Origin of the sequence: Paraburkholderia sp. SARCC-3016, from assembly GCF_031119615.1 — a bacterium.
Lineage (GTDB): Bacteria > Pseudomonadota > Gammaproteobacteria > Burkholderiales > Burkholderiaceae > Paraburkholderia.
In genome coordinates, this window is the sequence record NZ_JAVHZD010000005.1 from 49,959 (window position 1) to 73,697 (window position 23,739).

Here is a 23,739-nt window from a genome sequence, read left to right on the forward strand (position 1 = left end):
AGTGCTTTGCGCGTCAGCCTTCCGTATGAAATTCGTGCAGCACGTATTGCGCAAGTTCTTCGATCACTTCGCGCGGCGCTCGCGGCGACGACGGCAGATTCAGCGAAACATGATGCGTGCCGTGCTCGCGCATCGCGCGCAGTAACGCGGCGAGCGCGTGCCGCCCGGCGCGATAACCGAGCGCGAGCGGCGTCGCGGGCTCGTCGGGCGCGTCGCTGAGTTCGAGCCGCAGCGCCGCGCCGAATGCGCGGAATTGGCCGGGCACCGATCGTTCGACGGCGGCGCGCCACATGCTGTGCCGCGCCTGCTGCGCATCGGGCTCGCGATGGTAGGTCATCCAGCCGATCGAATGACGCGCGATCCAGTCGACGCTTTGCCCGCCCGACCCGACCGCAAGCAGCGGCACGGGCCGCGGCGCTTGCGGCAGCAGCGTGAATTCGGGGGCGCCGTCGGGCGCTGCGTCGGGAAGCACGCGCGCGGCCGGGCCGACCGCGGCCGCTACCGTCTCCCAATGCCGCCGATACAGTTCGCGGCGCGCGTCGCCGTTTGCGCCGAATGCTGCGTATTCGGGCGGCCGGTCGCCGGAGCCGAGGCCCAGAATAAAGCGGCCGCGCGACAGGTTCTGTACCGAGATCGCGCCTTTCGCGATATGCAGCGGATGGCGCAGCGTCAGCACGATCGCGCCGCTGACGAGCGCGATGCGTGCCGTATTCGATGCGAGCGCACCGAGCAGTACCCACGGGTCCAGATGTCCGACCGGGTCCGGATAGTCGGCGCTGTTGAGCGGTACGTCGCGGACCCACAAGGCGCGATACCCGAGCGCGTCCGCGCGTTGCGCGAGTGCGATCTGTTCGTTGAAGTCCGCGACGATCTGCCCGGCCGGCAGCAGCGGCAACGTCAAGCCGATCGACAGATGGCCGGCGCGAAATACGCGCCGTTCGACCGGTTCGTTCGAGGTGCTGTTTGCGCGGGTGTCGGCAAGGCGGTCGGCAAGGTGGTCGGCGGGGCCGTCGGCGTGAGCGGGCATCGGATGCTTTCGGTCGGGGCAGGGCGGCACAGACGTGCTCGATGTGCATCGATGGTATCACCGCGCCTCGTTGCGCGAAGAAGGCGCGTTGCCGGCGGCCGTCCCGCTAGGCGACCACTGCCTCGATCTTATGCCGGCTCAGCTCGCGTATATCGCGTGTTTCGAGCACCTGTTGCGCCGCGCCCTCGCGCGCAAGCGCGAGCATCGCGAGACCGATGTCCTGCGTCGACAGCACGAGGCTCGGCAGCAGCATGCGCAACGGTGTGAGCAGCGGCGCGAGCAACGCATAGAGCGCGCGATAAATGCGTGTCTTCGAGCGAATTCCGTGCAATGGCTGAATGACGGCGGGGCGCATCAGATAGACGGCCTTGAACGGCAATCGCTGCAGTGCGTTTTCGGTGCGGCCCTTGACGCGCGCCCACATCGTGCGGCCTTGTTCGGTGCTGTCCGTGCTCGCGCCCGAGACGAACACGAAGGTCATGCGCGGATTCAGGCGCGCGAGCGTTTGTGCGGCGGCCATCGTGAAGTCGTGCGTGATGCGCGTATAGTCCGCTTCGCTCATTCCCAGCGACGACGTGCCAAGACAAAAGAAGCACGCATCGAAGCCGCGCAGCGATCCCTCGATCGAACGGAAGTCGGTGAAGTCGCGATGGACGAGATCGTAGAGCCGCGGATCGAGCTGGCCGGTCGGCGTGCGGCCGACCGTCTGCACATATTGCACGTCGGGTGCGCGCAGGCATTCGCGCAACACGCCCTGGCCGACCATGCCGGTCGCACCGAATATCAGGATTCTCATGGCGGGCCTCCTTCGGGCCTCGTGACACGACAGTTCAATAGCGTCGAACAAAAGCGGTCCAACCGCGGGAGGCATTTACGCGAGCACCGGCAACGCCGGTTCCGGGCCGCTCGCCGCAAAGTCCGTCGATGCGCTGACTTCGCGCCAGCGCATTGCATATTCCGCGCGGGTGGTTTCGGCTGCGCCGCAGTAGTGCAGCGCATCGCTGCCTAACAGCAGATGCGGCGGCAAATGATCGTGATACGCAAGCCGCAGGATCAGCTGCGCGACTTTCGCCGGGTCGCTCGCCTCGTTGCCGACATGATCGCGCAGCAGCTCGAGCAGCCTGCCTACCGACGGTTCGTATTCGGCAAATAGCGGCGGAATCGCGCGGCCTGCTTCGTGGCTCCACTCGGTTTTCATGCCGCCGGGTTCGAGCGCGGTGACATGCACGTTAAACGGCGCGAGCTCCTGACTGATCACCTCCGTGAAACCGCCGACTGCCCACTTCGCCGCCTGATACGCGGAAAGGCCCGCCGCGCTCGTGCGTCCGCCTACCGACGAGATCTGGAAAATGTGGCCTGCGCCTTGCCGCCGCAACACCGGCAACGCCGCGCGCGTCACGTTGACGACGCCGTAGAAGTTCGTGTCGATCTGCGCGCGAAAGTCCGCGGCCGGCGTTTGCTCGAATGGCGCGATATGACCGAAGCCCGCGTTATTGACGAGCACGTCGAGACGTCCGAACGCGTCGAGCGCGGTCTGCACCGCTTGCGCGGCGGCTAACGCATCGGTGACGTCGAGCGCCGCCGCGCGCATCTGTGTTCCGTAGCGGTCGGCCAGATCGGCGAGCGTGCGGGGATCGCGTGCGGTCGCCACGACGTATTCGCCCGCTGCGAGTGCGGTTTGCGCGATTGCGCGGCCAAGGCCGCGCGCGCTTCCGGTGATCAGCCAGACCTTGGGCCGGGTTTCAGTAGACATCGTGATTTCAACCTCCGTATGAATGTGTACTCACTCAATTAAAACGGCAAAAAAAACTCACTTCGAAATCGCATTCCAGAACGCCTCGAAGCCGGCGTTGCGATAGCGCCCGGCATGAGCGGGGTCGCGGGTCATGAATTCCATGGTGGTTTCCGCGAGGGCGCTCATGATGGCCGAGATAAAGGCGGGCGGGTGATCGCGCAGCACGCCCTTCGCAATGCTTTCCTGTACGAGCAGATTGACGTCGGCGAAGGCCTGCATGCCGGCCGTCTTCGCCTGTTCCGAAACGCGCTCGGACACCGACAGCTGCGCGAGCGCGCGCCGCTTCGCCGGGTTCGCAACGCCCCATTCGACGAAGCGTTGCCACACATGACGCGCGCGCGCTTGCAGGCTGCCCGCCTTCGGATATTGCGCCATCATGACCTCGCGCATTTCGGCCTTCAGTTCGAGGTAGATCTGGTTGAGCAGATCGTCTTTGGTATCGAAGTACGTAAACAGTGTGCCTTCCGCGACACCCGCGAGCTTTGCGATGCGCGACGTCGGCGCGCCGAGCCCTTGCTCCGCGATTACTTCGATCGCGGCGGCAAGAATGGCATTGCGTTTGTCTTCGCTTCTCGGTCGGGCCATGCGGAAACGTTGCGGCTAATAAATGAGTATGAGCTCAATAATAACGTGATGAACGCGCGCGCCGCAAGTGCTTTCGACGAATCTCGACGACGGCTCGCGTCGATCACGAAATCGCCTGGCCGGCATGATCGGCTCGATCGTCGCGCTGCTGTTATTCGTCGCGGCCATCGCGATGTTGTGGTTCGACGATGCGTTCATGCGCGGCCTGTCCGTCGTGCCGATGGTGATTGCGCTCGCGCGTGTGGCGTGCATCGCGGTCATGATGCTGCTCGCGACGATGGCGCCGGTCTGGCAGGGCGCTGCAGTCGGCACGCTGGTGCTCGCAGCGCTTGGCCTGACGTTCGAGCATTTCGATTTGCAGCAGTCGATTGTGTATCTCGCGGCGTTGAAGCCGTCACGTTGGGTATTGCAGCGTGTTGCGACCGCGCCGACCTGTGCAGCAACCACAGATTGCGACGCGCCGCTTGCCCCGGCGCGAAGGCGATGCGTCTATACCAACGTATAGTGCAGCCGCGCCGCGTGACGCGTCGCATATCATTCGAGGCCTATCGATCTAACGGCCGCTGCAGCCTCGACGATTGATCGCGCGGTCGATGCACGCGAGAATCGTTTCGCCGTCGACAGGTTTCGTCAGAAAGCAGGTGGCGCCATTCGCTTCGGCGACGCTACGCAGTTCATGATCGGGAAATGCGGTGATGAACACCATCGGAATCGGCAAGTGCCGCTCGCGCAGCGTGGTCTGCAAGTCGATGCCGCTCATGCCGGGCATCTGCATGTCGGAGATGACACATGCTGTGTTGTCTATGCATCCGGATGACAGAAACGCTTCCACAGATATGAAAGTGCGACTTTGCACGCCGAACGAGCGAAGGAGATTGGCGGTGGCGAGGCGAACAGATTCGTCGTCGTCGATAATCGACACCACCTGAGAGGGAAGCAAACTCGGCATTGCGAACCTGGATTACAAGAAAATACCGTTGCTGTCGCAACGAGCCATCACAGGTTACCGGACGCGCCTCGCTTCACAACTATATATAGGTATAAGTGCGGGGCGGTGCATGCCGTGCGACGCTTCGCATCAAGCCTGCTCTTCGCGGATTTTCAATATCACTGCTTGATGGAGCAAGTCCGCGAGCGTGCGCGCGCCCATCTTCTTCATCGCCTGGCCGCGGTGAACTTTTACGGTGATTTCGCTCAAGCCCAGTTCGCCCGCGATCTGCTTGTTGAGCAGGCCCTTTGCGACCATCGTCATGACCTGCTGTTCGCGTGCCGACAGCGACTGGAAGCGCTGCTTGAGTTCGGTGAGCGATTTGCGCGACTCGCGCCGCGCGCGGTCGTTGCTGATCGCGCGCGTGACTGCGTCGAGCAGGTCCTGGTCGCGAAACGGTTTGGTGAGGAAGTCGACGGCGCCGGCTTTCATGGCCTGCACGGTCATCGGAATATCGCCATAGCCCGTCATGAAGATGATCGGCAACTCGACGCCCGCGCGGGCCAGGTCGTTCTGGACGGTGAGCCCGCTGTCCGCTTTGAGCCGCACGTCGAGCACGATGCACGCGGGTGCATCGGGCCAGTTCGCGGTGAGCAGGCTGTGCGCGGACGCGAATGCTTCGACGTGCATGCCGACCGAGCGCAGCAGGTTCGCGAGCGCGCCGCGAAACGAATCGTCGTCGTCGACGACGAAGACGACCGGGTCGGGATCGATCGGCGTGCTGTTGCCGTCGCGGGATGCGGCGGCCTTCTCGGATGCATGTGGAAGTTGGGCCATAATCGAATTCGCGTTTGTATTTGCGTGCATGCGGCGCCGTTGGCCGCTATTTGGGTTACGGGATCCCGCCGACATTGAAGGTGCGCGACGCCCGTGTGCGGTTCGGCCCGCGCGTCGCAGGAAGGAAACCGGCGCGGCGAAATCAGGCTGCGGCAATATCTTCGCATGTCTGATCGTCGCGCGCATCCAGCAATCGAACGTCGTGTGCCGATGAAATTCTGGAGACGCATAAAAAATGTCCGATCTATTCCGCGCCGGTTCCGACCGCCGCGCCGCGGCCCGGCCGGGCGGCGCCGGCGTGGCGGCGCAGACGCAACGTCAGATGCCGGGGGGCACGCGCCTGCGTTGCCAGTATCCCGAACCCGACTCACCGCGCAGAATCCGCTCGCGCATCGCCATCGCGGCGGCGATCGCTGCCGCGATCTTCACGCTCGACGCGCTGACGCCGCTCGACATCGCCATCGCGGTCCTCTATGTCGTCGTCGTGCTGATCGTCGCGCCGATCTGTTCGCGGCGCTCGATGATCGCCGTGTGTTCCACGCTGATGTCGATGACCGTGATCGCATTCGTGATGTCGCACGGCGGCGCCTATGGGGGAGCGCCGGTCGGGCGCTTTATCGTGAGCCTCGCGGCGATCGGTATCACCGGCTTTCTGACGCTGAAGAACATCGCCGCCACCGACGTGTTGCGCGAGCAGGTGACGCTGCTCGATCTGACGAGCGATGCGCTCATTGTCTACGACATGAAACGCAGCATCTGCTTCTGGAACCGCGGGGCGCATGCGCTCTATGGCGTGTCGGCCGACGAGGCGATCGGCCGCGCGCCGCATGAAGTCGTGCGCACCGCGTTTCCGCGGCCGCTCGCCGTCATGTTCGCCGAACTGTTGCGCACGAACCGCTGGGAGGGCGAACTCGCGCAGACGTGCCGCGATGGCCGCGAGCTGATCGTCGCGAGCCGCTGGACGCTGCAGCGCGACGCGCAGGGCCAGCCGCTCGCGGTGCTCGTCACGAACAACGACATCACGCAGCGCAAGCGCATGGAGATCGAGATCGGGCGGCAACAGCAGGAGATTCGCGCGGCGATCGACGCGATTCCGGCGATGGTGTGGGTGTCGTCGGCGGACGGGCACCCGGTATTCGTCAACGAGCGCTGGTCGGAATTCGGCGTGCCGCTCGAGCGGATCGGCGACAGCTGGCATACGCTCGTGCATCCCGACGATCTGCCGCAGATGCAGCACGACTGGCAGCACGCGCTCGCGACCGGCACGTCGCTCGAAAACGAGTCGCGGGTGCGGCGCGGCGACGGCACATGGCGCTGGTCGCTGCTGCGCGCGACGCCGCTCATCGACGACGCAGGCCGCATCGTGCGCTGGTACGGCGTGACGACCGATATCGAAGAGCACAAGCGCGCGGCCGAAGCGCTTGCGCGCAGCGAGTCGTTCCTCGCCGAAGCCGAGACGCTGAGCCAGACCGGCAGTATCGGTTTTTCGGTGCCGCACTTCGAGATGTTCTGGTCGAAGCAGGCATACCGAATTTTCGGCTATCCGGACGGGGCCGAGCCGTCGCTGGAGGCGATGCTCGCGCGCGTGCATCCCGACGATCGCGTACGCGTATCGTCGCTGATGAAAACCGCGGCCGCCGATCGCAACGACCTCGACGCCGAGTTTCGCTTATTGATGGCTGACGACGATGTCAAACGCGTGCATCTCGTCGCGCATGTGGTTGCGCGTGTGGACCGTGAGGGCGATGAGCAGAACGAATATCGCGGCGCATTGATGGATGTGACCGAGGCGCGCAACGTGCAGGACGCGCTGCATCGCTCGCTCGCGGAGCTTGCGCACGTGACCCGCGTAACGACGCTCGGCGAGCTGTCCGCGTCGATCGCGCATGAAGTGAGTCAGCCGATCGCCGCGATCATGACGAACGGCGATGCGGGCATGCGTTGGCTCGAGCGCGACGAACCGGAGTTGAACGAGGTGCGCGAAGCGCTGAGCAACATGCTGCGCGATGCGCGGCGCGCGGGCGGCATCGTGCAGCGCATTCGCGCGCTGGCAAAGAAGAGTGCGCCGAACCGCGTGCCGTTCGACCTCAATGCGCTGCTCGAGGAGTCGGCGGTACTCGTGCAACGCGAGATCGGCGTGCATGCGATCGACCTGCGCTTGCAGCTTGCGCAAGGCGCGCTGACGATTGTCGGCGACCGTGTGCAGTTGCAGCAGGTCGTCATCAATCTGATGATGAACGCGATCCAGGCCATGGCATCGACCGTGAACCGGCCGCGGCGTCTCGCCGTGTGCTCGTCCTGCACTCAGGAAAACCAGGTGCGGGTCGATGTCGAGGACAGCGGCCCCGGCATCGCCGAGGCGGATTTGCAGCGGCTTTTTCAGCCGTTCTTTACGACGCGCGCCGACGGCATGGGCATGGGCCTGTCGATCTGCCGCTCGATTGTCGAGTCGCACGGCGGCAAAATCCGTGCTTACGCGCAACCGGGGCTCGGCGCGACGATGAGTTTCGTGCTCCCGAATTGTTCTTCTCTGCTTTCAGTTGCGGTGGATGGTACCAAAGTATAGGTCGATGACACCTATACACCGATGCAGGGAACCTTTGTACGATAGAGCGCCACGCTTTTCTCCACTACCTTTGAAGCCATACGGCGGCGAGGCGATCTGCTTCCCGTTTCGGCATTCGATCGTTGAAGATACGAGGAGCGTGGACCATGGAAGCATCGTCTTTGACCGCCGGCGGGTCGCTGGCGGATTCGCTGAAATCCTGCATACGTACCGAAGACGCGTGGCGCTTGCCGGCGACGGCCGACGCGTCATCCGCGATGTCCGCGGTGTCCGCTCACCTGGCGTTGTCGCGCTGGGCCGTAGCGGGCATCGGCGCGGGTTTGCCGCCCCAGGAGCTATCGGCAACGACGCCGCCGGACAGCTATACGGTCGGCGTGAATCTGCGTTCGACCGACATCACGTTCCTGCATGACGGCCGTCTCACGTTCGAGGGACGCGTGATGCCCGGCATGTTCCAGGTCACCTCTCCCGGTCATTCGGCGCGCGCGGTGTTTCATACGGCGTGCGACGTGCTGCATCTGTATGTGCCGCAGGCGGTGCTCGATGCGTGCCACCGCGAAGTGTCGGGCAAGGAGTCGGCCATGAGCGCGCTGATCGACGATCCGGCCGTGTCCCACGATCCGTGCATCGAACGGCTCGGCCAGGCACTGCTGCTTGCCGACGAAGCGTTCACGTCGTTCGGCCAGATGTACGTCGACAGCATCAACCTGGCGCTCGTGAGCCGCCTGCTCGAACTGCGCTCGCGCACGCCCGCGGGTGGCCAGCCAGGCCAGCCGAAGATGCGCAGGTCCGCGTTGCCGAAATGGCGCCTGAAGCGCGCGGTCGAGTATATCGACGCGCATCTTGCGGAGGCGATCGGTCTCGAAGACGTCGCGAATGCGGCCGGGCTCACGCGCATGCACTTTGCCGCGCAGTTTCGTGCCGCGACCGGTCTGCGTCCGCATGAGTATCTGCTGCGGCGGCGCATCGAATGTGCCCAGCATCTGCTCGCCGACGAAGAGTATTCGTTGCTCGATGCCGCTCAGCTCGCGGGCTTTCGCTCGCAGGCCCACTTCACGACTGTGTTCAAGCGCATGGTCGGCTCGACGCCTAAGCGCTGGAGGGACACACACCATGCCGGAGCGTGACCCGTTGCGCTGGCTGCGCCGCGCTCGCTGCGGCGCGCTCGCCCCTTCGGCGCATGCCGCCCGCGCGGCGCGTGCGGCTGCCCATCGTCGGGAATCCTGTCTTGTGCGTTTGCTCGACGAGAGAACGCATGCCAGATGCCGCCGCGGTCCGCACGGCCGCCGGCGCCCGGACGTCAGCCGCGTTGCGGCCGGGCGTCGCTGTGAGGACATGTGACAAGGCAGTGCCGCGTCGCCGCTGCAGATGCCAGGAGCCTGAAAATGTCAGACGTTGCCCGTTGTGATCCGTGGTCCCAAACTTTGAGCCTGCTGTCGTCGCTGTCGCAAGGCGCGAGCGGTTTGCCGCGCGCGCGGCGCATCAGATGCGGCCCGTTGCGCCTGTCGGCGGATGCACCGTGCACGGGCACGGCGCGGCTCGTCGAACGGGTCGGCGAGCGGCTGCTCACGGTCAGCTGGAGCGATCCGACCTCGTGCTGCTATCCCGATCAGCCGTGGGTCGTGGCGATTGCGCGGCGCGATGGCGTGTGCGCGCTGAGCGGCCGGCCGATTTCATATGGCGACGCGATCTTCCGCCCGCGCGCGGCGAAACTGATGCCGACCAATTCGCAGGCGATGATGCTGGCGAGTGCGGTGAACGAGGCCATGCCCGCGCCACCGTCGGGGTGCTGGCTTTGAGAAGGAGAGGTTCGCGCCGGATCGCTTCGCGCTCCGGCGGCATCGAGGCCTGAACCGGTTGTGTGGTGTGCGGCCTTGCTTCGATTCAGGCCTCAGGTCCAGTGCTTGAAGTCTTCGTAGCGAATCTTGCGCACCACGCCGGGCGTGCGCTCGTGCGCATCGCGGCCCGTGGCGCGCGCCGCCGATGCGTCCTTCGATTCCCAGATTCCCTGATGGCGCGGCTCGCCTTGCATCGAACCTGACGGTTGTCCGTGTGGTGCTCGCAGCGGCCGCAGCGGTGCAGCATCACGCGCGGAATCGCTGTGCGACGGATTGCGTGCGAGTTCTCGCGCCCCGCTTTCGCGGCGTACCGGCGCCATCTGATCGGCGTCCACTTTCACCTGTTCGACTGCGAGCGTTTCCAATGGCGTCTGCGCTTGCGCGCCGAGCTTGCCGAACGCATCGACAAAGCCGGCCGGCATGCCGACATAGACGCCGCCCATGACGCATGCCGCGCTAAAAAACATCCCGCGGCGAAACAGGGCGAGTCGGCGTGTGTCCATGATCCTTCTCCAGTCCTTCTCGAGCAGCACAGCACTGAGGCTTTGGAACAGATGCAGCAAGGCGCTGGAAGCGGGGCGTCAGATCCGGCGTGCGCTTCTTGAGAAACCTCGTGAGCGAATGAGTTGGCGCCGTGCGCTTTGCGGCGTCGTATGCAGTATCGGTTGCGTGTCGTTTTGCGTCTTCTGGCGCTGCACGCTTGCTTTGAGATTCGCACCGGTCGGTGTCGGTAGCGTGTCGCGCGCTTCCAGTTTGCGTTCCGCGTCGGTCACGTATGCGTGACGGCATTGAACCTGATCGCGGGTTTTCCGTTTATGCCGCAAGCGCGTCGACGCACAGCGACGGGCGCGCGTCGTGCGGTGGAAACACGCGCCAGCAGCCGTCCTGATGACGAAAGAAGAACATGCCGCGGCTGCCGGATGGTGCGATGGCTTCGATATAAACGAAGCGCGCGCGTTGCGCCGGCATGCGGCCCGAACGCACGACCCGCACGCTCAGCACGGTCGCCGGCGCGAGCCATTTATCGACGAGCCTATGCAGACATGCTTCGCCGCGTTTCATGACAGTCTCCTTCCTTCAGTCGCGCGCCGCCCAATGTCGATGAGCGTCAGCGAGCCTCGCGCGCTTGCCGCATCGAATTTTCTTGCGGCAATGACTGAAGAGTAGGGCGGCGCATCCAAGATGACAGTTAATGTTTTTCATGGATACCATAGGCTTTAGGCTATGAGAGCGGACCTGTCCGTGGCGGAACACCGGGTCCGACCAGCAGAGCGGCTTACGAAACCGTGTCTTCGGCTGGCGTGCAATCTTTTACGTCGCGGCTGCCAGGCGGCGCAGGAAGGTCTTCGCAGCGCACGCGCTGCTCGATGATCGCTCGGGCGAAATTGACGAGCGACGACACGGACCCATGCACGCTGTGATACTCGGCGTTGCCGATGCGTGCATCCAGCACGACGAGCATGCCGGACTCCTGGGCCAGTTTGAGGATATCCATGTAGGTCTCCGGGTTTGTTGCACATGCCCACGCAAGAAGCGGGCCGAACGAAGCGATGTGCTCATGTTGAAACGCATGGCTCGAGGCTCGTTGCGCAAACGAAATGCGCGTTTCGCAAATGCCCGCCATCGCCGGTCGGCGTGGGCGACGGCTGTGCTGTGCTGCTTCGCGCGTGCGCCATGTGTGCTCCTCTGGACCTTGGGCCGGCCCTTACGCTCGACAAGATACGCAAACAGCAATGCTGTCGTGCGATTTGTGAAGTTGCACGACGCGTAAAAAATCGCAGGGGGCATTCTCGTCCTACTGTGATATGCACGGGATCCGCAGCGAGGCTCCCGGCCGCACGCACCGCGACGCTCGTCAAGGAACTGACTTGCCGGCGGAATAAAACACTGCAATGAGACGGTAAACAGGCGGCGAGCGAAGTGCGCGCAACCATCCGGAGGGGCTGTCCATGTTCCTGTTGTCGAATCCTGAAGATCGTCGCGGTTTGACCGTGCTGCGCGCCGCGCTTGGCGCCGTGCTCGTCTGGTCGCTAATCGAAACGCCGTTCGAACTCGCGGCGTGTGTGTCCGGCGCGCAGAGCGCCGCGCTCGTGTTTTCGAAGGCGCTGCTCGTGATCCTGATTACATGTGCCTGCACCCGCGCATCGATCGCGCCGTTCGCACGGCTCATCGCGCTATTCGTATGCGGAGCGAGCGTGCTGGCCATCGTGCCCGCGTTGCCGAGCGAATTCCGCTATGACCGCATCGGCTTCGCGCTGTCCAGCGTCGAGTGCGCGTTGAAGGCGCTGGCCATTGCGGTGCTCGTCTCGCACGATGCGGGTGTGCGGCTGTGGAACGACTGGCAGCGGTCGTCCTGATCTGCGGTCCCGATTTGCGGTCCGATATGGTCAGGCCGCTCTATTCGTCTGTTGTTCGATCACGCCATACCATCCCATGCCGCGATACGTTTCATAGCCCGGCGTCAGCGCGTACCCGACGAGCGACCCGTTCGCGCTCCGATAGTTACCGGTGTTTTCGCGGTTGGGCGGCAGATCGAAGCGCGCCGTATCGCGGTCCGCTTCCTTCGAATCCGCAATCACTCGGCCGCTCGCGTCGACGATCATGCAGCGTGTGCGCGTGCGTTCTTCATCGGTAAGACGCACGCTGCCGACGACCGCGGACGCCTGCTTCGCCCAGTCGAAGAACACCGCCAGCGCACCGACGATGCGGCCGTCGGCCGTGCCGTGTTCGCGGACTGCGGTCGCATAAGTCGCGACCTGCGCGCTTTGCAGGTGAGGGAGCGTGTCGACGTTGGCGGTTGCGTATTCGTCGCCGGAGCGCGTGCGCAGCGCGGCGGCGAACCATTCGTGCTGGGCCGCGTTGACCGTGCCCGCGACCGGAAACTGGGCGGGCCGCCCGTTCGCCACGATACGCCCTTGCAGATCGAGCACCCAGATGTCGAGATAGACCGTATAGCTATCGAGAATCACCGACAGCCGCTTCGACGCATAGGCGGCCGCTTCGTCGGAGCCGCTCATCAGGCAATCGACGATGGCCGCATCGGTCGCCCACCAGCGCACGTCGCACGAGCGTTCGTAGAGATTGCGGTCGATTACGTCGATCATGTTGAGCGCGAGGTCGGTCAGGCGCTGACCCTGCTGTCGCTCGAGTTCCGTCACCATGCGTTCGGAGAGGCCGTTCAGTTCCTTGCCGAGTTCGCCGGTCAGCTGGCCGATGCGGCCCGACACGTTTTTCACCTGGTTCGCGACCACTGCGAAGCCGCGGCCCGCTTCGCCCGCGCGCGCCGCTTCGATCAGCGCGTTGATCGCGAGATAGGTCGCTTCGCGGTTGATCAGATCGATATCCGAAATCTTGTCTCGTGAGATCTTGCGAACTTCGCGCGTGAGTTCGGCGATCGCCGAACCTTGTGACGGGTCACGACGCTTCTCCAACAGGGTGGACATAATGGGAATCCGGTTGCGGAAGGTTGAGCGCTCAGTAACGTCGATTATTTAATTCGCGTTTACGGCAAGCCGAACTGGATACTTAAGGTTCCCTGAATAAATTTCGCTTTAAAACATTCGTCGATTTTCCGGCTGCACCGGGCTTGTGCGAAAAGTGTTGATGCAGGCTTTTTCGGTGCATCGGTGGGCTGGAATGGGGCGCGCCGCGCCGGCACGCTATGGGCTTGTGCCGCTCGCGGCGATCCCGCTCCGATGCGCCTGCCCGTGCGGTTCATGAGTTTTTTGTCATGCTGGCGTAAGATCTTGCGTGATAAGAGATGAAACCGCTTCCATGCAGGTCGGGTGGGGGGCGAGTGTTTGTCGAAGCGTCCGGCTTTTCCGGATCAATACGCGTATGGCGCGCAACAACGATAGGGCAGATAAATGGACCGCTTGGAGGCAATGGAGATATTCACGCGTGTAGTCGAAGCAAACAGTTTTTCGAAGGTGTCGGAATCGCTCGAATTGCCGCGGGCCAAGGTCAGCCGAACCATTCAGGCGCTCGAGGAGCATGTCGGCGTGCGACTGTTGAACCGCTCGACGCGCCAGGTGAACGTGACGGAAGACGGGGCGCTCTTCTACGATCGCTGCGTGCGCATTCTCGCGGATGTCGCCGACGCGGAATCGTCGCTGTCGAACAAGCGCGAGACGCCGGCCGGCACGATTCGCGTCGATACGTCGGGCACGCTGGCACGTGCGCTGCTGCTGCCCGCGCTCGACGATTTCTACCGCAAGTTTCCGCAAATCGACGTGCGGCTCGGGCTTGCGGATCGCAATATCGATCTGATCCAGGACGGCGCCGACTGCGTGATCCGGATGGGGCGGCTCGAGGAATCGAGCCTCGTCGCGCGCCGGATCGGCAATGCGCGCATTGTCACCTGCGCGGCGCCCGCGTATCTCGAGAAATACGGCACGCCGAAAACGCTCGACGATCTGAACGAGCACCGTGCGGTCAACTATGTGTCGGCGCGCAGCGGCAAGACCTTCCCGTTCGAGTACGAAGTGGGCGGCGAGACTGTCAAGGTACAGATGAAGGGCGTGCTTGCGGTCAACGACGGCAGTGTCTATATCGGCGCCGCCGCGCTCGGCCACGGCATTATCCAGCCGTCGCGCTTCATGGTGGCCGATCTGATCGACAAGGGTGCGTTGACGGAAATTCTCGGCGATTTCACGAGCCCGTCGACGCCGCTGTCGATCGTCTATCCGCATCGCCGCAATCTGAGTTCGCGGCTGCGGGCGTTTACCGGCTGGGTCAGCGAACTCGCGCAGCAGCATCCCGATCTGAACGGCAACGCCGGGCAGGAGTGACGCCGACTCGCGCGGCGGGCAACGAGAGGCGCGACCGGAAAGCAGGTGGCGGCGCGCGCGTCGCTCCCGCTCCCGATTCGCGTCATCTCGCGCCGCTGATTCGATACCGTGTTAGCGGACCGTGCTGTTAGGCAACCAGCCTTCGCTGACGCCGATGTCGGCGATCTGTTTCGCGATCTTGTCCCCGAGGCGCTTCGCATCCTGGCCAACGGTGTCATGCTTCGTTTCCGACACCGCGTGCATGCCGCCGCCGACCGCCGCGGACGTAGCAATATGTCCCGCCACCGCGCCGACGCCGGCTGTTTCGACAACGCCCGGCGCCTTGCCGCTATCGGCATTCGCATCGAAGCTCTGTACCAGCGTCGGCATGCCGCCGGCCGGCTTGTACAGCACCTGCACGGCCGTGCCGACATCGCTTTCGCCGGCGCCCAAACCGATCACCGTGCGGCGGCGGCGATTGCCGGCATCGATCTTCTCGAAGCTGCCCTGCACGAGCAGCACGTTCTGATCGGCGGGCGGCGGCGCGTCGGCGCGTACCGCGTGCAGACCCATCGCTTGCAGCTTGCGGACAATTTCGTCGGCGACCTGCTGCTGTACCCGAAGCGCGTCGGCGGCCTGCTGCGGTTCATCGGAGCTGCCGGACAGGCGCGACATGAGCTTGTGCGCGAGGCCGCCGCTATCGAGCTTCACCTGGTCGGCGCTGCTGACGAACGCATAGACATAGATGTCGTCGGGCCGCATCTGCGTTTGCGGCAAGGCCGGATTCGGGTCTGCGTTCGCGACGTTGCTGATGCCGCTTGCGCAACCGGTCAGCAGGATGGCGCTGAACAGCAGGGCGGACGAAGCGTGGCGAGCGGTTTTCTTGCCGATGGATGCGAGTGTCGTGAACATGATGGGCTGACCTGTGAATGATGCGTAAAAGTGCGCTGAAGGTATGAACGTTTCGTCCGATGGTTGCGGCGATGTCACCTGTTGCGTGACTTGGCCGATCGGATCTGCACATACGCTTTCACAAGGCCGGCACGCGCAAGCGAGTATGGTCGACCCGCTGCGCTACCGCTATCGATCAATTATGTCGAGCTATGTCAGCGCGCGGTGAGCGTTGCTGCACACGGCGCGCGGCGAGTTCAACCTAGCTCTTGCGCGAGGTCTTCGCGACGAATTGCGTAGGCAGATGCTGAACCTTTTCGCTGCCGCATTTGGGGCAGGCCGGATGGGCGGTCGGGTGCTCGCCGATGTGTTCGGCGTGCTCGAATTTTTCGCCGCACTGTTCGCAGCGGTACTCGTAGGTCGGCATGGCAAACCTCCTGCAGAAACGGGCGAGAGAGGCGAGGGCAGTGGAGAGGTGCACGCAAGCGCGCGGCGGCGGTGGCAGGCGTGGCAACGCGCGCTGCGCGGGTCGCTCGCCGAGCGTTGGCCGCGCAAACTTATTCTAGTGCCTTGGTGGCGAAGATGCGGGGGAACGTATGGCGAGAACACGGCGATAACACGGCCATGCTCATCCTGCGTACGCGTCGAACCGATAAAGCGTTTGTGGCGAACGCGTGAGGATCGTCTCTCGCTGCGCGGCGTCCGGCACCCAGACGTCGAGCGCCATACGCGTTGTGTCGTAGTCGACGTGCTGCCGATGCTCGGTGTGCGGCCAGTCGCTGCCCCACACGAGTCGCTCGGGTGTGAACGCCTCGAGCAGCGGCGCGGCGAGTCGCGCGCCGAGTCCGGTGCCGTCGGCATCGCGCATGTCCCCGGCGCTCGCGCCTGCGACTTCGACACTGCCGGATCTCATGCTTCGGTAAGCACCCGAAAGTTTGACCCAGACGCGCCCCGTCGACGCCACCGACAGCAGATAACGGAAACCCGGGTCGTCAACGCCGAGGTCGGGCGACGGCCGCCCGAAATGATCGACGACGACTGTGCAGCGTTGCGCGAGCAGCGCGCCGACAAGCGCCGGCAGGTCAGCCGCTTCGCGATGCACTTCGACATGCCAGCCGAGCGCGTTGACGTGTGCAAGCAGGTTGCGCCATGCGGGCTGCGACAGGTCCGGAACCGGCAGGCCGATCAGGTTCAGCCGGATGCCGGCGACGCCGGCTTGCGCGAGCGCGTCGAGTTCAGCGTCCCCGGCCGAAGGCGCGACGACTGCCACGCCGCGCAGGCGGTACGGGTAGCGCCGCATGACGTCGACGAAGAAGCGGTTGTCGGTGCCGAGGAAGCTCGGTTGCACGAGCACGGCATGCGAGAGGCCATTGGGCGCCAGATAGCTCGCATACGTCTCGATCGTTGCGTCGTATTCGGGCGCATGCCGGCGTTGCGCGGCAAGCGGCAGGCCGCGCACGAATACGTGCGCGTGCGTGTCCACCGCGACAAGCGGCGGGCGTGTCGCGCCAAGCCAGCCGGGAGGGGCGCCGGCCGGCGCCTGCGTGCCGGAGCACGCGGCGTGCAGCAGAGAGGACGGGCATTCGATCGCTTTGCTGTTCATGGAAGTCTTTGACAACGGTGTCGCGCCATGGCGGTTACGCGCGATGTGCCTCGGCGGCTGTCTTGCGCGCCTCCTGCGTCATGCGCGTTGGCGTCGTGCGTGCTTCGTGTGCCCTGTGCGTCTCGCACGACGGGTCTGCCACGTGCGCTGTATCGGATCGTTGGTGCTGGGCGTCCGGGTGGCGTGGAAAAGCGGGTTCGGCGATCTTGCGGCCCTTCGTTTCGGGCAGCAGCAGCGCGGCGACGACGACGAGTCCATACGCGGCGCCCGCATCGATACCGAGCGCGGAGCCGATCGGCATCGAATTGCCCATATGGCCGACGAGCACCGGAAAGCCCGCCGACACGATACGGCCGAAGTTGTAGCAGAAACCGACGCCGGTGCCGCGCACGCCTTGCGGATAGAGCTCGTTGAAAAGCGCGCCGAGCGTGGCCGGAATGCCGGCCGAAAAGAGGCCGAGCGGGAAGCTCAGTGCGAGCATGGCAGTGTCGCCGATCGGCAGGAAGACGTAGAGGTTGACGGTGATGGCGCAGCAAAGCGCGAACAGGATCAGATTCAGGCGCCGGCCGATGCGATCCTGCAGCCATGCGCTCACGAAGCACCCGCAAATAAATGCGACGATCACGACCGCGAGGTAGCCGCCCGTGCCGAGCACCGACAGGTGCCGCTCTGTTTTCAGATACGTCGGCAGCCAGGTGGTGATTGCATGGTAGCCGCCGTGCGCGCCGAGGCCGATCATGCCGCCGACGATGGTCGTGCGGATCACCGAACGATCGAAGATGCCGAGCACCGGCAGCCTGGAGTCGGGTGTGCGCGCCTTGTCGTGCGCCGGGCTCGTGTCGCGCGGCGGCTCGGGCACGTTGCGTCGCGCGTAGAGCACGAGCACCGCGGGAATGGCGCCGAGCGCGAACAGCACGCGCCACGCCCATGCGGGCGAGACCGACGAGAAGACGATCGCGTAAAGCAGCACCGCGCCGGCCCAGCCGAAGCCCCACGCACTTTGCACGATGCCGAGCGCTTTGCCGCGATGCATCGCCCGTATCGTTTCGCTGAGCAGCACCGAGCCCGCGGTCCATTCGCCGCCGAAACCGAGCCCTTGCAGGGACTTCAGCACGAGCAACTGCTCGTAGTTCTGCGCGCACGCGGACAGCAGCGTGAAGAGCGAAAACCACAATACCGTGATCTGCAGCGCGCGCACGCGGCCGAAGCGGTCCGACAGCACGCCGGCACAGAGGCCGCCCAACGCGCCGGCGACTAGCGTCGCGCCGCCGATCAGGCCAGCCTGACCCTTGCCGATTCCCCAGGTCGCGATCAACGCGGGAATCACGAGGCTGAACGCCTGCGTATCGACTGCGTCCAATGCCCAGCCGCCGAAGCATGTCCATAAGGTGCGCTTTTCCGTTGGCGAGATTTCCCGATACCAGTTCATCGCGTCTCCAGGCGGCGCCGCAGCACGTTGCGGCCGGGCATTGCATTGTTCGAAGAGTGACGGACGCGCTGCGTCGCGCCTGCCCATGCCCCGCATTCTAGGGACTCGTTGGATATCGTTGTATTATGAAAATGATCAATATTCATATTGCGGCGATATGGAAACGCGCAGCCTGAAGTACTTTCTTGCGATCGCAGACGCGGGCAGCGTGACGCGTGCCGCCGATATGCTTGGCGTGGCGCAGCCTGCCTTGAGCCAGGCGCTGACGCGCATGGAAAAAGAGTGGGGCGTGAAGCTTTTCGAGCGTAGCCGGCGCGGCGCGTCGTTGACTCCCGCGGGACTCGCAATTGTCGACGACATCCGGCTTTCGGTCGCGCGTATCGACGCCGCTTCGTTGCGTGCGCATGCAATCGGCGCGGACCGCGCGGGACGGCTGACCATCGGCTTTGCATCGGCCGCGCTGTTCGATGTGCTGCCCCGCACGATTGCGGCGTTGCGCGTAGCCGTGCCCGGTGTCGAACTCGTATTGCGCGAGATGAGTAACGCGGAGCAGGTCAACGCGCTCGAGAAGGGCGAGATCGACCTCGGACTTTTGCATACGCCGGTGGCCGTCAGCGGCAGGATGAAGGAAAAACTCATCGCGCGTGAACGGCTGCTCGCGGTGCTGCCCGATTCGTTTCCGCGTAACGGCGAGGCGCCTTTGCTGTTGCGCGATCTTGCACAGCACGGGCTCGTCTGGTTTCCTCACGATCAGTTGCCAGTTATTCGCGCGGGCATTCTGAGCGCATTTCGCCAGGCCGGTTGCGAGGTCGAGATCGTGCAAAACGCGAACCGGTCGCTGACCGTGCTCGCGTGCGTGGCCGCGGGCTGCGGCGTGTCGTTGCTGCCCAGGTCGGTGCGCACGCTGCAATTCAGCGGCGTGCGCTTATGCGAGATTGCCGATGGCGATGCGTTGCCGCGCTTCGAACTGAGCGCGATCTGGCCAGCGCGCGCACGGCCGACGCTCGCTGACCGCTTTGCGGAGCTGATCAGGCCTTATGACCCGGAGTAGCGGGCGTGGGCATGCGCGCCTTGATCGCTCATTTTGTCACGCCTGCCGCTCACCATGCGGAGAGGAATTCACCGAGCGCAGTTAGATAAAGCTCTGCTTCCTCGAGGTTCGGATAGTGGCCGGAACGCTTCATTTCGATGAATTCCGAATCGTTGATGCGGTCCGCGCAATCGCGCCCGTCCTGCACCGGGTTCAGCACGTCGTGCTTGCCCGACATCACGAGCGTATGCGCCTTGATGTCGGGCAGCAGCGCGCGCAGATCGAAATTCGTTAGCGCCGCAACCGCGGCCGCCATTTCCGATTCGCCAAGCGGCGCGCTAAACCGCTTTTCCGCGGCCGCGTGCTTCAGTTCCGCACTGGCATAAGGGCCGAACGCCAGGTCGTGCAGGAATCGCTGCTTTTCTTCGAACGTCCTGTTTGCCAGTTCGTCTGCGTGCTCGGCAAGCAGGCGCGCCGACGACGATGTCCTGCCATGGCACTTCGGCACGATCAGCGCGAGGCTGCGCACGCGCTCCGGCTGCGCAGCGGCGACGCCTTGCGCGACGTAGCTGCCCATCGACGTGCCGATCACGTTGATCTCGCCGTAACCGAGCGTATCGGCAAGCGCGATCGCGTCGTCGATATGATCTTGCAGCGTGTATTGCGCGGGCCTCGTCGAAGCGCCGTGACCGCGCGCGTCGAAGGCGACGGTCGTGAAGAACGGGCTGAAATGCCGCACCTCTTCCTCCCAGCGCTGGAGTCGGTCGCCGAGGCCATGCAAAAGCAGCAGCGGCGGCCCTTCTCCGTCAATCGACACATTGAGGTCGATACCGTTGGCGTGAATGATCGGCATGCTTGAACTGGATCAGTAGTCAATCGTGCAATGCGAAGCCGGCGTGTCGAAATGGACGTCGCGCGCCGGCCGCTCCCGCCAGCATAACAATCGATGCCTGCAAGAAATTCCGTGCCGGCAGCGCGATGCCGGCCAGTCGAGCTAGGTCAGGTCGTGAAGCGCCTTGCCCGACGGCGCGCCGACGCTGAACGAATCGAACTCGACGACCAGTCCGCCTCGCTCGGGTGTACAGCACATCGGTCCGACGAAATAGCTGTCCGCATGCGGAAACGGCGCGAGGCGCAGCAGCGGCCAGTGCACGCCGTCGACCGAGTACTGCAAGCGCAAAACGCGTTCAGCGACGCTCGCGCGCAGCCAGAAGCCTTGGGCGCCGTCGATGCGCGTCGCGATCGCCCAGTCGGACTGGCCGACCGTCAGCACGCTGCTGAGCACCAATGCGCCGTCGGTAAATTCGACACCGGCCTTGACCCATTGCGTTGCGTCGATGCGCACCATCAGGCCCGCCTGATCGTAGAGCGTTTCGAATCGCCCTTGTATGTGAACCTGCGCGGTGAAATCACCGGCGGTATGCGTGCCGTAGCAATGCCCGGTGTCGCGTGTAAAGCCATAGTGGGTTTCGCGCCAGAAGTCCGTCGCGCGGTCCGTTTCGACTTGCAGGCGCTCGTTCTGCAGCGCCCAGCTCGCGGGTTCATTCAGCCATTCGCATTGTTCGAACACGTTTTGTCTCCTCGGGGGGCGTGGCGCGGGGCGCGGGGGCAGTTGCCAGCATAAAGCACGCGCCGGCGGTCGCGCGCGGCTCGGGAGCCGCCGTGCGTGGGAATGGCGGTTGCTCGATGCGCAATGCGTCGGCAGTGTGCCGTGCGCGCATCGAGCGATGCCATTCAGTCAGCTATTTCGCGCAAACAGGAGAACATCATGCCGCTGAAGAAAGGAACGTCGAGGGAAACCGTCAGCGAGAACATCAAGACGGAAAAGAAGCAGGGTAGATCGCAAAAGCAGTCCGTCGCGATTGCGTTGAACGAGGCGCGCAAGTCGGGCGCGAAAATCCCGAAGAAGAGTGGCAAGTGAGGTCAGCTGCCGGCGAGGCACTGCCGCTCGAACCGCGCTTATAACGCTTGACGTGGTTCGAGTGGCAGCGCCCGGCGCTACGTCAGTCGCGGTCCTGTTCGAATTCGGTACGCACGCCGTGCGGCAGCCACGGCTCGCGATGACAGCACCAAAGTTCATACGTCGGTTCGAAAACGCCGGTGCGATCGAATGCACCAAGCGGCATATCGATTTCGGACCTGTCCGTATATTCCATGAACGCCACCGAGCCGCATACCGGGCAAAAATGGCGGCGGCCCAATGCCGAACTTTCCCAGGCTTGCGTCAACCCCGACCACTCGACATCGTCTTTCTCGTATATCGCGTAGGAGCCGAATGCCGAGCCGTGAACGCGTCGGCAGGTCATGCAATGGCACATGCCGACCCGTTTGGGCGCGCCTCGCGCGCGAAAGCGCAGCGCGCCGCACGCGCAGCCGCCTTCATAGACCGAGATTGGCGGCGTTGTTTCTGATAGCGATTCCACTTCGACCTCCCTGTTTCCGTAGAACGTCGAACCATCAGCAAACCTCGGACCGTAAGGATTCCATCTGATTTAAAACGACGTTGCATAAGGGCGTGTCTCTTTCATGACAGCAGTGTTTAATGAATGCGTTCGATCACGGCATGAATTGCCGCATCGATTTGCAGATCAATGCAAGAGTTTCCGGCGCGACGATCTATCGCAAAAAAGATGCATCAAGAGGGAGGCATACCGATTGAAATAACGGAATCGCCGCATTAGGATGGGGTCCCTGGTGACGACCATACGGCTCGACGCTACGGACGAAGTATCGTCAGATTTAAATGATTACTGGCGCAGCCGGTTCAGTTTCGCGGCTCAGCCACCGATAGGAGACTCGCATGCTAAGCCCACATGAGTTTGCAACGCTCATGCTCGTCAAGCACGCCGAACAGTCGATTGATTTCGACAGGGCCGATCTTCACACGCTCGTCGAACGCAAGCTCGTCGAACTCGATAGCGGCGCCTGTGAAACAGGGCTGCTGCCGCGCGTGACCGACCGCGGTCATGCATTGCTCGCGCGCTTTCACTCCCTTCGTTAATCCAGCGTGGCGATGCCGTGCCCGGAAGAGCGGTGTCGCGCATCAATGAGGAATACCAGATGACTTACGTTTCTCCCGAGCAATTGGCGAATGCGCAGAAGGCGAATGTCGATGCGACGTACCGGTTCGCGTTCGAGGCGCTCAGCAGCTTCGAAAAGCTCGTGACACTGAACATGAAAACCATGAAGACTTCGCTCGACGTGAATGCGGCGCGCTGGCAAAGCGCGCTATCGGGCAAGGGGGCACAGGCATTTTTCGAGACGCCGGAAGGGGTGCCGCCGCTTATTGAACGGATCGCCGCCTACAACCGGCAGGTGTTCGATATCCTGATGAATACGCAGGCCGCGCTGACCGAGCAGGCCGGCGCTCAATACGAACGTGAGACGCGCAAGGTGCAGTCGGGTTTCGACGAAGCGGCAAAGAGCGCGCCGGTCGGGTCCGAAGCGGCCGTGGCCGCGCTGAACTCGATGATCCATGCAACCAACTCGTGGTACGACAGCCTGTTCAAAACCGCGCGCCAGGCAGTCGAAACGGCGGAGTCGAATATGAATGTGGTGGCGGGCGCGGCGAAGCGCGCGCAGTCTGCTGCGCCTCAGGCGGTGGCTGGCAGGAAGTAGAACGGTGTAGTAACCCGGGCGCGATCCCCGCGTCCAGGCGCTTTTCGGGCCCGCCATCTGGCGGGCCATTTTTTATGCGGTTTCGGGCCGCATGCTTCAGCGCTCAGCCGGTAGGCATTCGCGCGGGTTTCGTATGCGTTGCCCACGGCGCTCGCCTCAGTGCGGTCAGCGCCGCGGCACGAGCGCATCGACGAGTGCCGATGCCGTTTGACGCAAGCGCTTCGGGTCTTCGTAGACGCGTTCCATGACCGCGATGCCGCGCGTCATCGTGACGATGAGCGTGGCCGCCTGCTGCGGCGGAACCGCAAGTTGCGCGCGCGCTTCCTTCGTGTTCAGCACTTCGAGCAAGGTGCTTTCGAGATCGTCGAGCATGGTTTGCACTGCTTCACGCAAACGGGGCGAATCGGGGTCGATCTCGACTGCCGTTTTGGTGGACAGGCAACCGCGCGTGGGCGTGCCCTGCGATATTGAACGGATTGCAAACGTGAAAAACGAGACGAGCGCGTCGTGCAGGTCCGGCTTGTCGAGCGCCTTGCGCGCGTCCGCGAGAAAACGGCCCGTATAGCGCTCGAATACGCGCACGAAGATTTCTTCCTTGTCGCCGTACGCGTTGTACAGCGAGCCGCGCTGCACACCGGTGGCTTCGGCGAGATCCAGCATCGACGTTGCGCGGAAACCCTTGCGCCAGAAGACCTCGAGCGCGTCGGAAAACGCGGCGTCTTCATCGAACTGTCGGACTCCTGCCATGGCTTTCCTCTTTGAACGAACGGGTACGCATTTATTTTGACATTGTTGGCGAAAATGCGCAAAGCTCATTTCGCCA

Annotated in this window: 27 protein-coding genes and 1 pseudogene; 10 read left to right on the plus strand and 18 right to left on the minus strand. The window is 63.8% G+C overall.

Going from position 1 to position 23,739, the window contains the following annotated elements; all coding sequences use genetic code 11:
- Positions 1-13: 13 nt before the first annotated feature.
- From QYH69_RS06820 to QYH69_RS06835, 4 genes are all read right to left on the minus strand, one after another.
- A complete protein-coding gene (locus QYH69_RS06820; protein WP_308831137.1) occupies positions 14-1,027 on the minus strand; it encodes a TIGR03571 family LLM class oxidoreductase in 1,014 nt (337 codons plus the stop codon).
- 106 nt (positions 1,028-1,133) lie between these two features.
- Positions 1,134-1,823, minus strand: a complete 690-nt coding sequence (locus tag QYH69_RS06825; protein WP_308831138.1) for an NAD-dependent epimerase/dehydratase family protein — start codon at positions 1,821-1,823, stop codon at positions 1,134-1,136.
- A 75-nt stretch (positions 1,824-1,898) separates the two neighbouring features.
- Positions 1,899-2,780 (minus strand): SDR family NAD(P)-dependent oxidoreductase, encoded by an 882-nt coding sequence (locus QYH69_RS06830; RefSeq protein WP_308831139.1) that lies wholly within the window; start codon positions 2,778-2,780, stop codon positions 1,899-1,901.
- A 57-nt stretch (positions 2,781-2,837) separates the two neighbouring features.
- Positions 2,838-3,407, minus strand: a complete 570-nt coding sequence (locus QYH69_RS06835) for a TetR/AcrR family transcriptional regulator (RefSeq protein WP_308831140.1) — start codon at positions 3,405-3,407, stop codon at positions 2,838-2,840.
- Positions 3,408-3,474: 67 nt separating this feature from the next.
- Between QYH69_RS06835 and QYH69_RS06840 the strand changes: the two genes are divergently transcribed.
- Entirely contained in the window at positions 3,475-3,912 is a 438-nt protein-coding gene (locus tag QYH69_RS06840; RefSeq protein WP_308831141.1) for a hypothetical protein, read from the plus strand.
- Between the two features lie 48 nt (positions 3,913-3,960).
- Here QYH69_RS06840 and QYH69_RS06845 read toward each other — a convergent pair whose 3' ends face one another.
- Positions 3,961-4,356 (minus strand): response regulator, encoded by a 396-nt coding sequence (locus QYH69_RS06845; RefSeq protein WP_308831142.1) that lies wholly within the window; start codon positions 4,354-4,356, stop codon positions 3,961-3,963.
- A 129-nt stretch (positions 4,357-4,485) separates the two neighbouring features.
- A complete protein-coding gene (locus QYH69_RS06850; RefSeq protein WP_083615395.1) occupies positions 4,486-5,172 on the minus strand; it encodes a response regulator transcription factor in 687 nt (228 codons plus the stop codon).
- A 235-nt stretch (positions 5,173-5,407) separates the two neighbouring features.
- On the opposite strand from QYH69_RS06850, the gene QYH69_RS06855 reads away from it, so the two are divergent.
- The 3 genes from QYH69_RS06855 (at position 5,408) to QYH69_RS06865 (ending at position 9,537) form a co-directional block, all read left to right on the plus strand.
- Positions 5,408-7,738 (plus strand): PAS domain-containing protein, encoded by a 2,331-nt coding sequence (locus tag QYH69_RS06855; protein WP_308831143.1) that lies wholly within the window; start codon positions 5,408-5,410, stop codon positions 7,736-7,738.
- A 146-nt stretch (positions 7,739-7,884) separates the two neighbouring features.
- Positions 7,885-8,865 (plus strand): AraC family transcriptional regulator, encoded by a 981-nt coding sequence (locus tag QYH69_RS06860; protein ID WP_308831144.1) that lies wholly within the window; start codon positions 7,885-7,887, stop codon positions 8,863-8,865.
- A 258-nt stretch (positions 8,866-9,123) separates the two neighbouring features.
- A complete protein-coding gene (locus tag QYH69_RS06865) occupies positions 9,124-9,537 on the plus strand; it encodes a DUF3331 domain-containing protein (protein WP_308831145.1) in 414 nt (137 codons plus the stop codon).
- A gap of 92 nt (positions 9,538-9,629) precedes the next feature.
- Here the strand turns inward: QYH69_RS06865 and QYH69_RS06870 are convergent, their stop codons facing one another.
- The 3 genes from QYH69_RS06870 to QYH69_RS06880 form a co-directional block, all read right to left on the minus strand.
- Entirely contained in the window at positions 9,630-10,079 is a 450-nt protein-coding gene (locus QYH69_RS06870) for a hypothetical protein (protein ID WP_308831146.1), read from the minus strand.
- Between the two features lie 310 nt (positions 10,080-10,389).
- Entirely contained in the window at positions 10,390-10,638 is a 249-nt protein-coding gene (locus QYH69_RS06875) for a hypothetical protein (protein WP_308831147.1), read from the minus strand.
- Between the two features lie 214 nt (positions 10,639-10,852).
- The gene (locus tag QYH69_RS06880) at positions 10,853-11,071 is read right to left on the minus strand and encodes a hypothetical protein (RefSeq protein ID WP_308831148.1); all 219 of its coding nucleotides are present in this window, start codon (positions 11,069-11,071) and stop codon (positions 10,853-10,855) included.
- A gap of 454 nt (positions 11,072-11,525) precedes the next feature.
- On the opposite strand from QYH69_RS06880, the gene QYH69_RS06885 reads away from it, so the two are divergent.
- A complete protein-coding gene (locus QYH69_RS06885; RefSeq protein WP_308831149.1) occupies positions 11,526-11,933 on the plus strand; it encodes a hypothetical protein in 408 nt (135 codons plus the stop codon).
- Positions 11,934-11,963: 30 nt separating this feature from the next.
- Here the strand turns inward: QYH69_RS06885 and QYH69_RS06890 are convergent, their stop codons facing one another.
- Positions 11,964-13,019, minus strand: a complete 1,056-nt coding sequence (locus tag QYH69_RS06890; RefSeq protein ID WP_308831150.1) for a methyl-accepting chemotaxis protein — start codon at positions 13,017-13,019, stop codon at positions 11,964-11,966.
- A gap of 423 nt (positions 13,020-13,442) precedes the next feature.
- On the opposite strand from QYH69_RS06890, the gene QYH69_RS06895 reads away from it, so the two are divergent.
- The gene (locus QYH69_RS06895) at positions 13,443-14,366 is read left to right on the plus strand and encodes a LysR family transcriptional regulator (protein WP_308831151.1); all 924 of its coding nucleotides are present in this window, start codon (positions 13,443-13,445) and stop codon (positions 14,364-14,366) included.
- A 111-nt stretch (positions 14,367-14,477) separates the two neighbouring features.
- Here QYH69_RS06895 and QYH69_RS06900 read toward each other — a convergent pair whose 3' ends face one another.
- The 4 genes and pseudogenes from QYH69_RS06900 to QYH69_RS06915 all read right to left on the minus strand — a co-directional run.
- A complete protein-coding gene (locus QYH69_RS06900; protein ID WP_308831152.1) occupies positions 14,478-15,257 on the minus strand; it encodes a DUF4410 domain-containing protein in 780 nt (259 codons plus the stop codon).
- Between the two features lie 241 nt (positions 15,258-15,498).
- Positions 15,499-15,663: a zinc ribbon domain-containing protein gene (locus tag QYH69_RS06905; protein WP_308831153.1), complete on the minus strand. Its 165-nt coding sequence runs from the start codon at positions 15,661-15,663 to the stop codon at positions 15,499-15,501.
- A 201-nt stretch (positions 15,664-15,864) separates the two neighbouring features.
- The gene (locus QYH69_RS06910) at positions 15,865-16,839 is read right to left on the minus strand and encodes an amidohydrolase family protein (protein ID WP_308831154.1); all 975 of its coding nucleotides are present in this window, start codon (positions 16,837-16,839) and stop codon (positions 15,865-15,867) included.
- Between the two features lie 166 nt (positions 16,840-17,005).
- Positions 17,006-18,268, minus strand: a pseudogene (locus QYH69_RS06915) (MFS transporter); the annotation flags it as partial.
- Between the two features lie 157 nt (positions 18,269-18,425).
- On the opposite strand from QYH69_RS06915, the gene QYH69_RS06920 reads away from it, so the two are divergent.
- A complete protein-coding gene (locus QYH69_RS06920) occupies positions 18,426-19,319 on the plus strand; it encodes a LysR family transcriptional regulator (protein WP_308831155.1) in 894 nt (297 codons plus the stop codon).
- 49 nt (positions 19,320-19,368) lie between these two features.
- Here the strand turns inward: QYH69_RS06920 and QYH69_RS06925 are convergent, their stop codons facing one another.
- Positions 19,369-20,151 (minus strand): alpha/beta hydrolase, encoded by a 783-nt coding sequence (locus QYH69_RS06925; RefSeq protein WP_308831156.1) that lies wholly within the window; start codon positions 20,149-20,151, stop codon positions 19,369-19,371.
- Positions 20,152-20,292: 141 nt separating this feature from the next.
- A complete protein-coding gene (locus QYH69_RS06930) occupies positions 20,293-20,868 on the minus strand; it encodes a DUF1349 domain-containing protein (RefSeq protein WP_308831157.1) in 576 nt (191 codons plus the stop codon).
- A gap of 198 nt (positions 20,869-21,066) precedes the next feature.
- Between QYH69_RS06930 and QYH69_RS06935 the strand changes: the two genes are divergently transcribed.
- On the plus strand, positions 21,067-21,219 hold the full coding sequence (locus QYH69_RS06935) for a DUF6496 domain-containing protein (protein ID WP_308831158.1): 153 nt from the start codon (positions 21,067-21,069) through the stop codon (positions 21,217-21,219).
- Positions 21,220-21,301: 82 nt separating this feature from the next.
- Here the strand turns inward: QYH69_RS06935 and QYH69_RS06940 are convergent, their stop codons facing one another.
- A complete protein-coding gene (locus QYH69_RS06940; protein ID WP_308831159.1) occupies positions 21,302-21,721 on the minus strand; it encodes a GFA family protein in 420 nt (139 codons plus the stop codon).
- A 377-nt stretch (positions 21,722-22,098) separates the two neighbouring features.
- Here QYH69_RS06940 and QYH69_RS06945 point away from each other — a divergent pair, with 377 nt between their 5' ends.
- Positions 22,099-22,299 (plus strand): hypothetical protein, encoded by a 201-nt coding sequence (locus QYH69_RS06945; protein WP_308831160.1) that lies wholly within the window; start codon positions 22,099-22,101, stop codon positions 22,297-22,299.
- 59 nt (positions 22,300-22,358) lie between these two features.
- Positions 22,359-22,916 carry a TIGR01841 family phasin gene (phaP, locus tag QYH69_RS06950; protein ID WP_308831161.1) on the plus strand — a complete coding sequence of 186 codons (558 nt, stop codon included), beginning with the start codon at positions 22,359-22,361 and terminating at the stop codon, positions 22,914-22,916.
- 165 nt (positions 22,917-23,081) lie between these two features.
- Here the strand turns inward: phaP and QYH69_RS06955 are convergent, their stop codons facing one another.
- Positions 23,082-23,663 carry a TetR/AcrR family transcriptional regulator gene (locus QYH69_RS06955; protein ID WP_308831162.1) on the minus strand — a complete coding sequence of 194 codons (582 nt, stop codon included), beginning with the start codon at positions 23,661-23,663 and terminating at the stop codon, positions 23,082-23,084.
- Positions 23,664-23,739 lie beyond the last annotated feature (76 nt).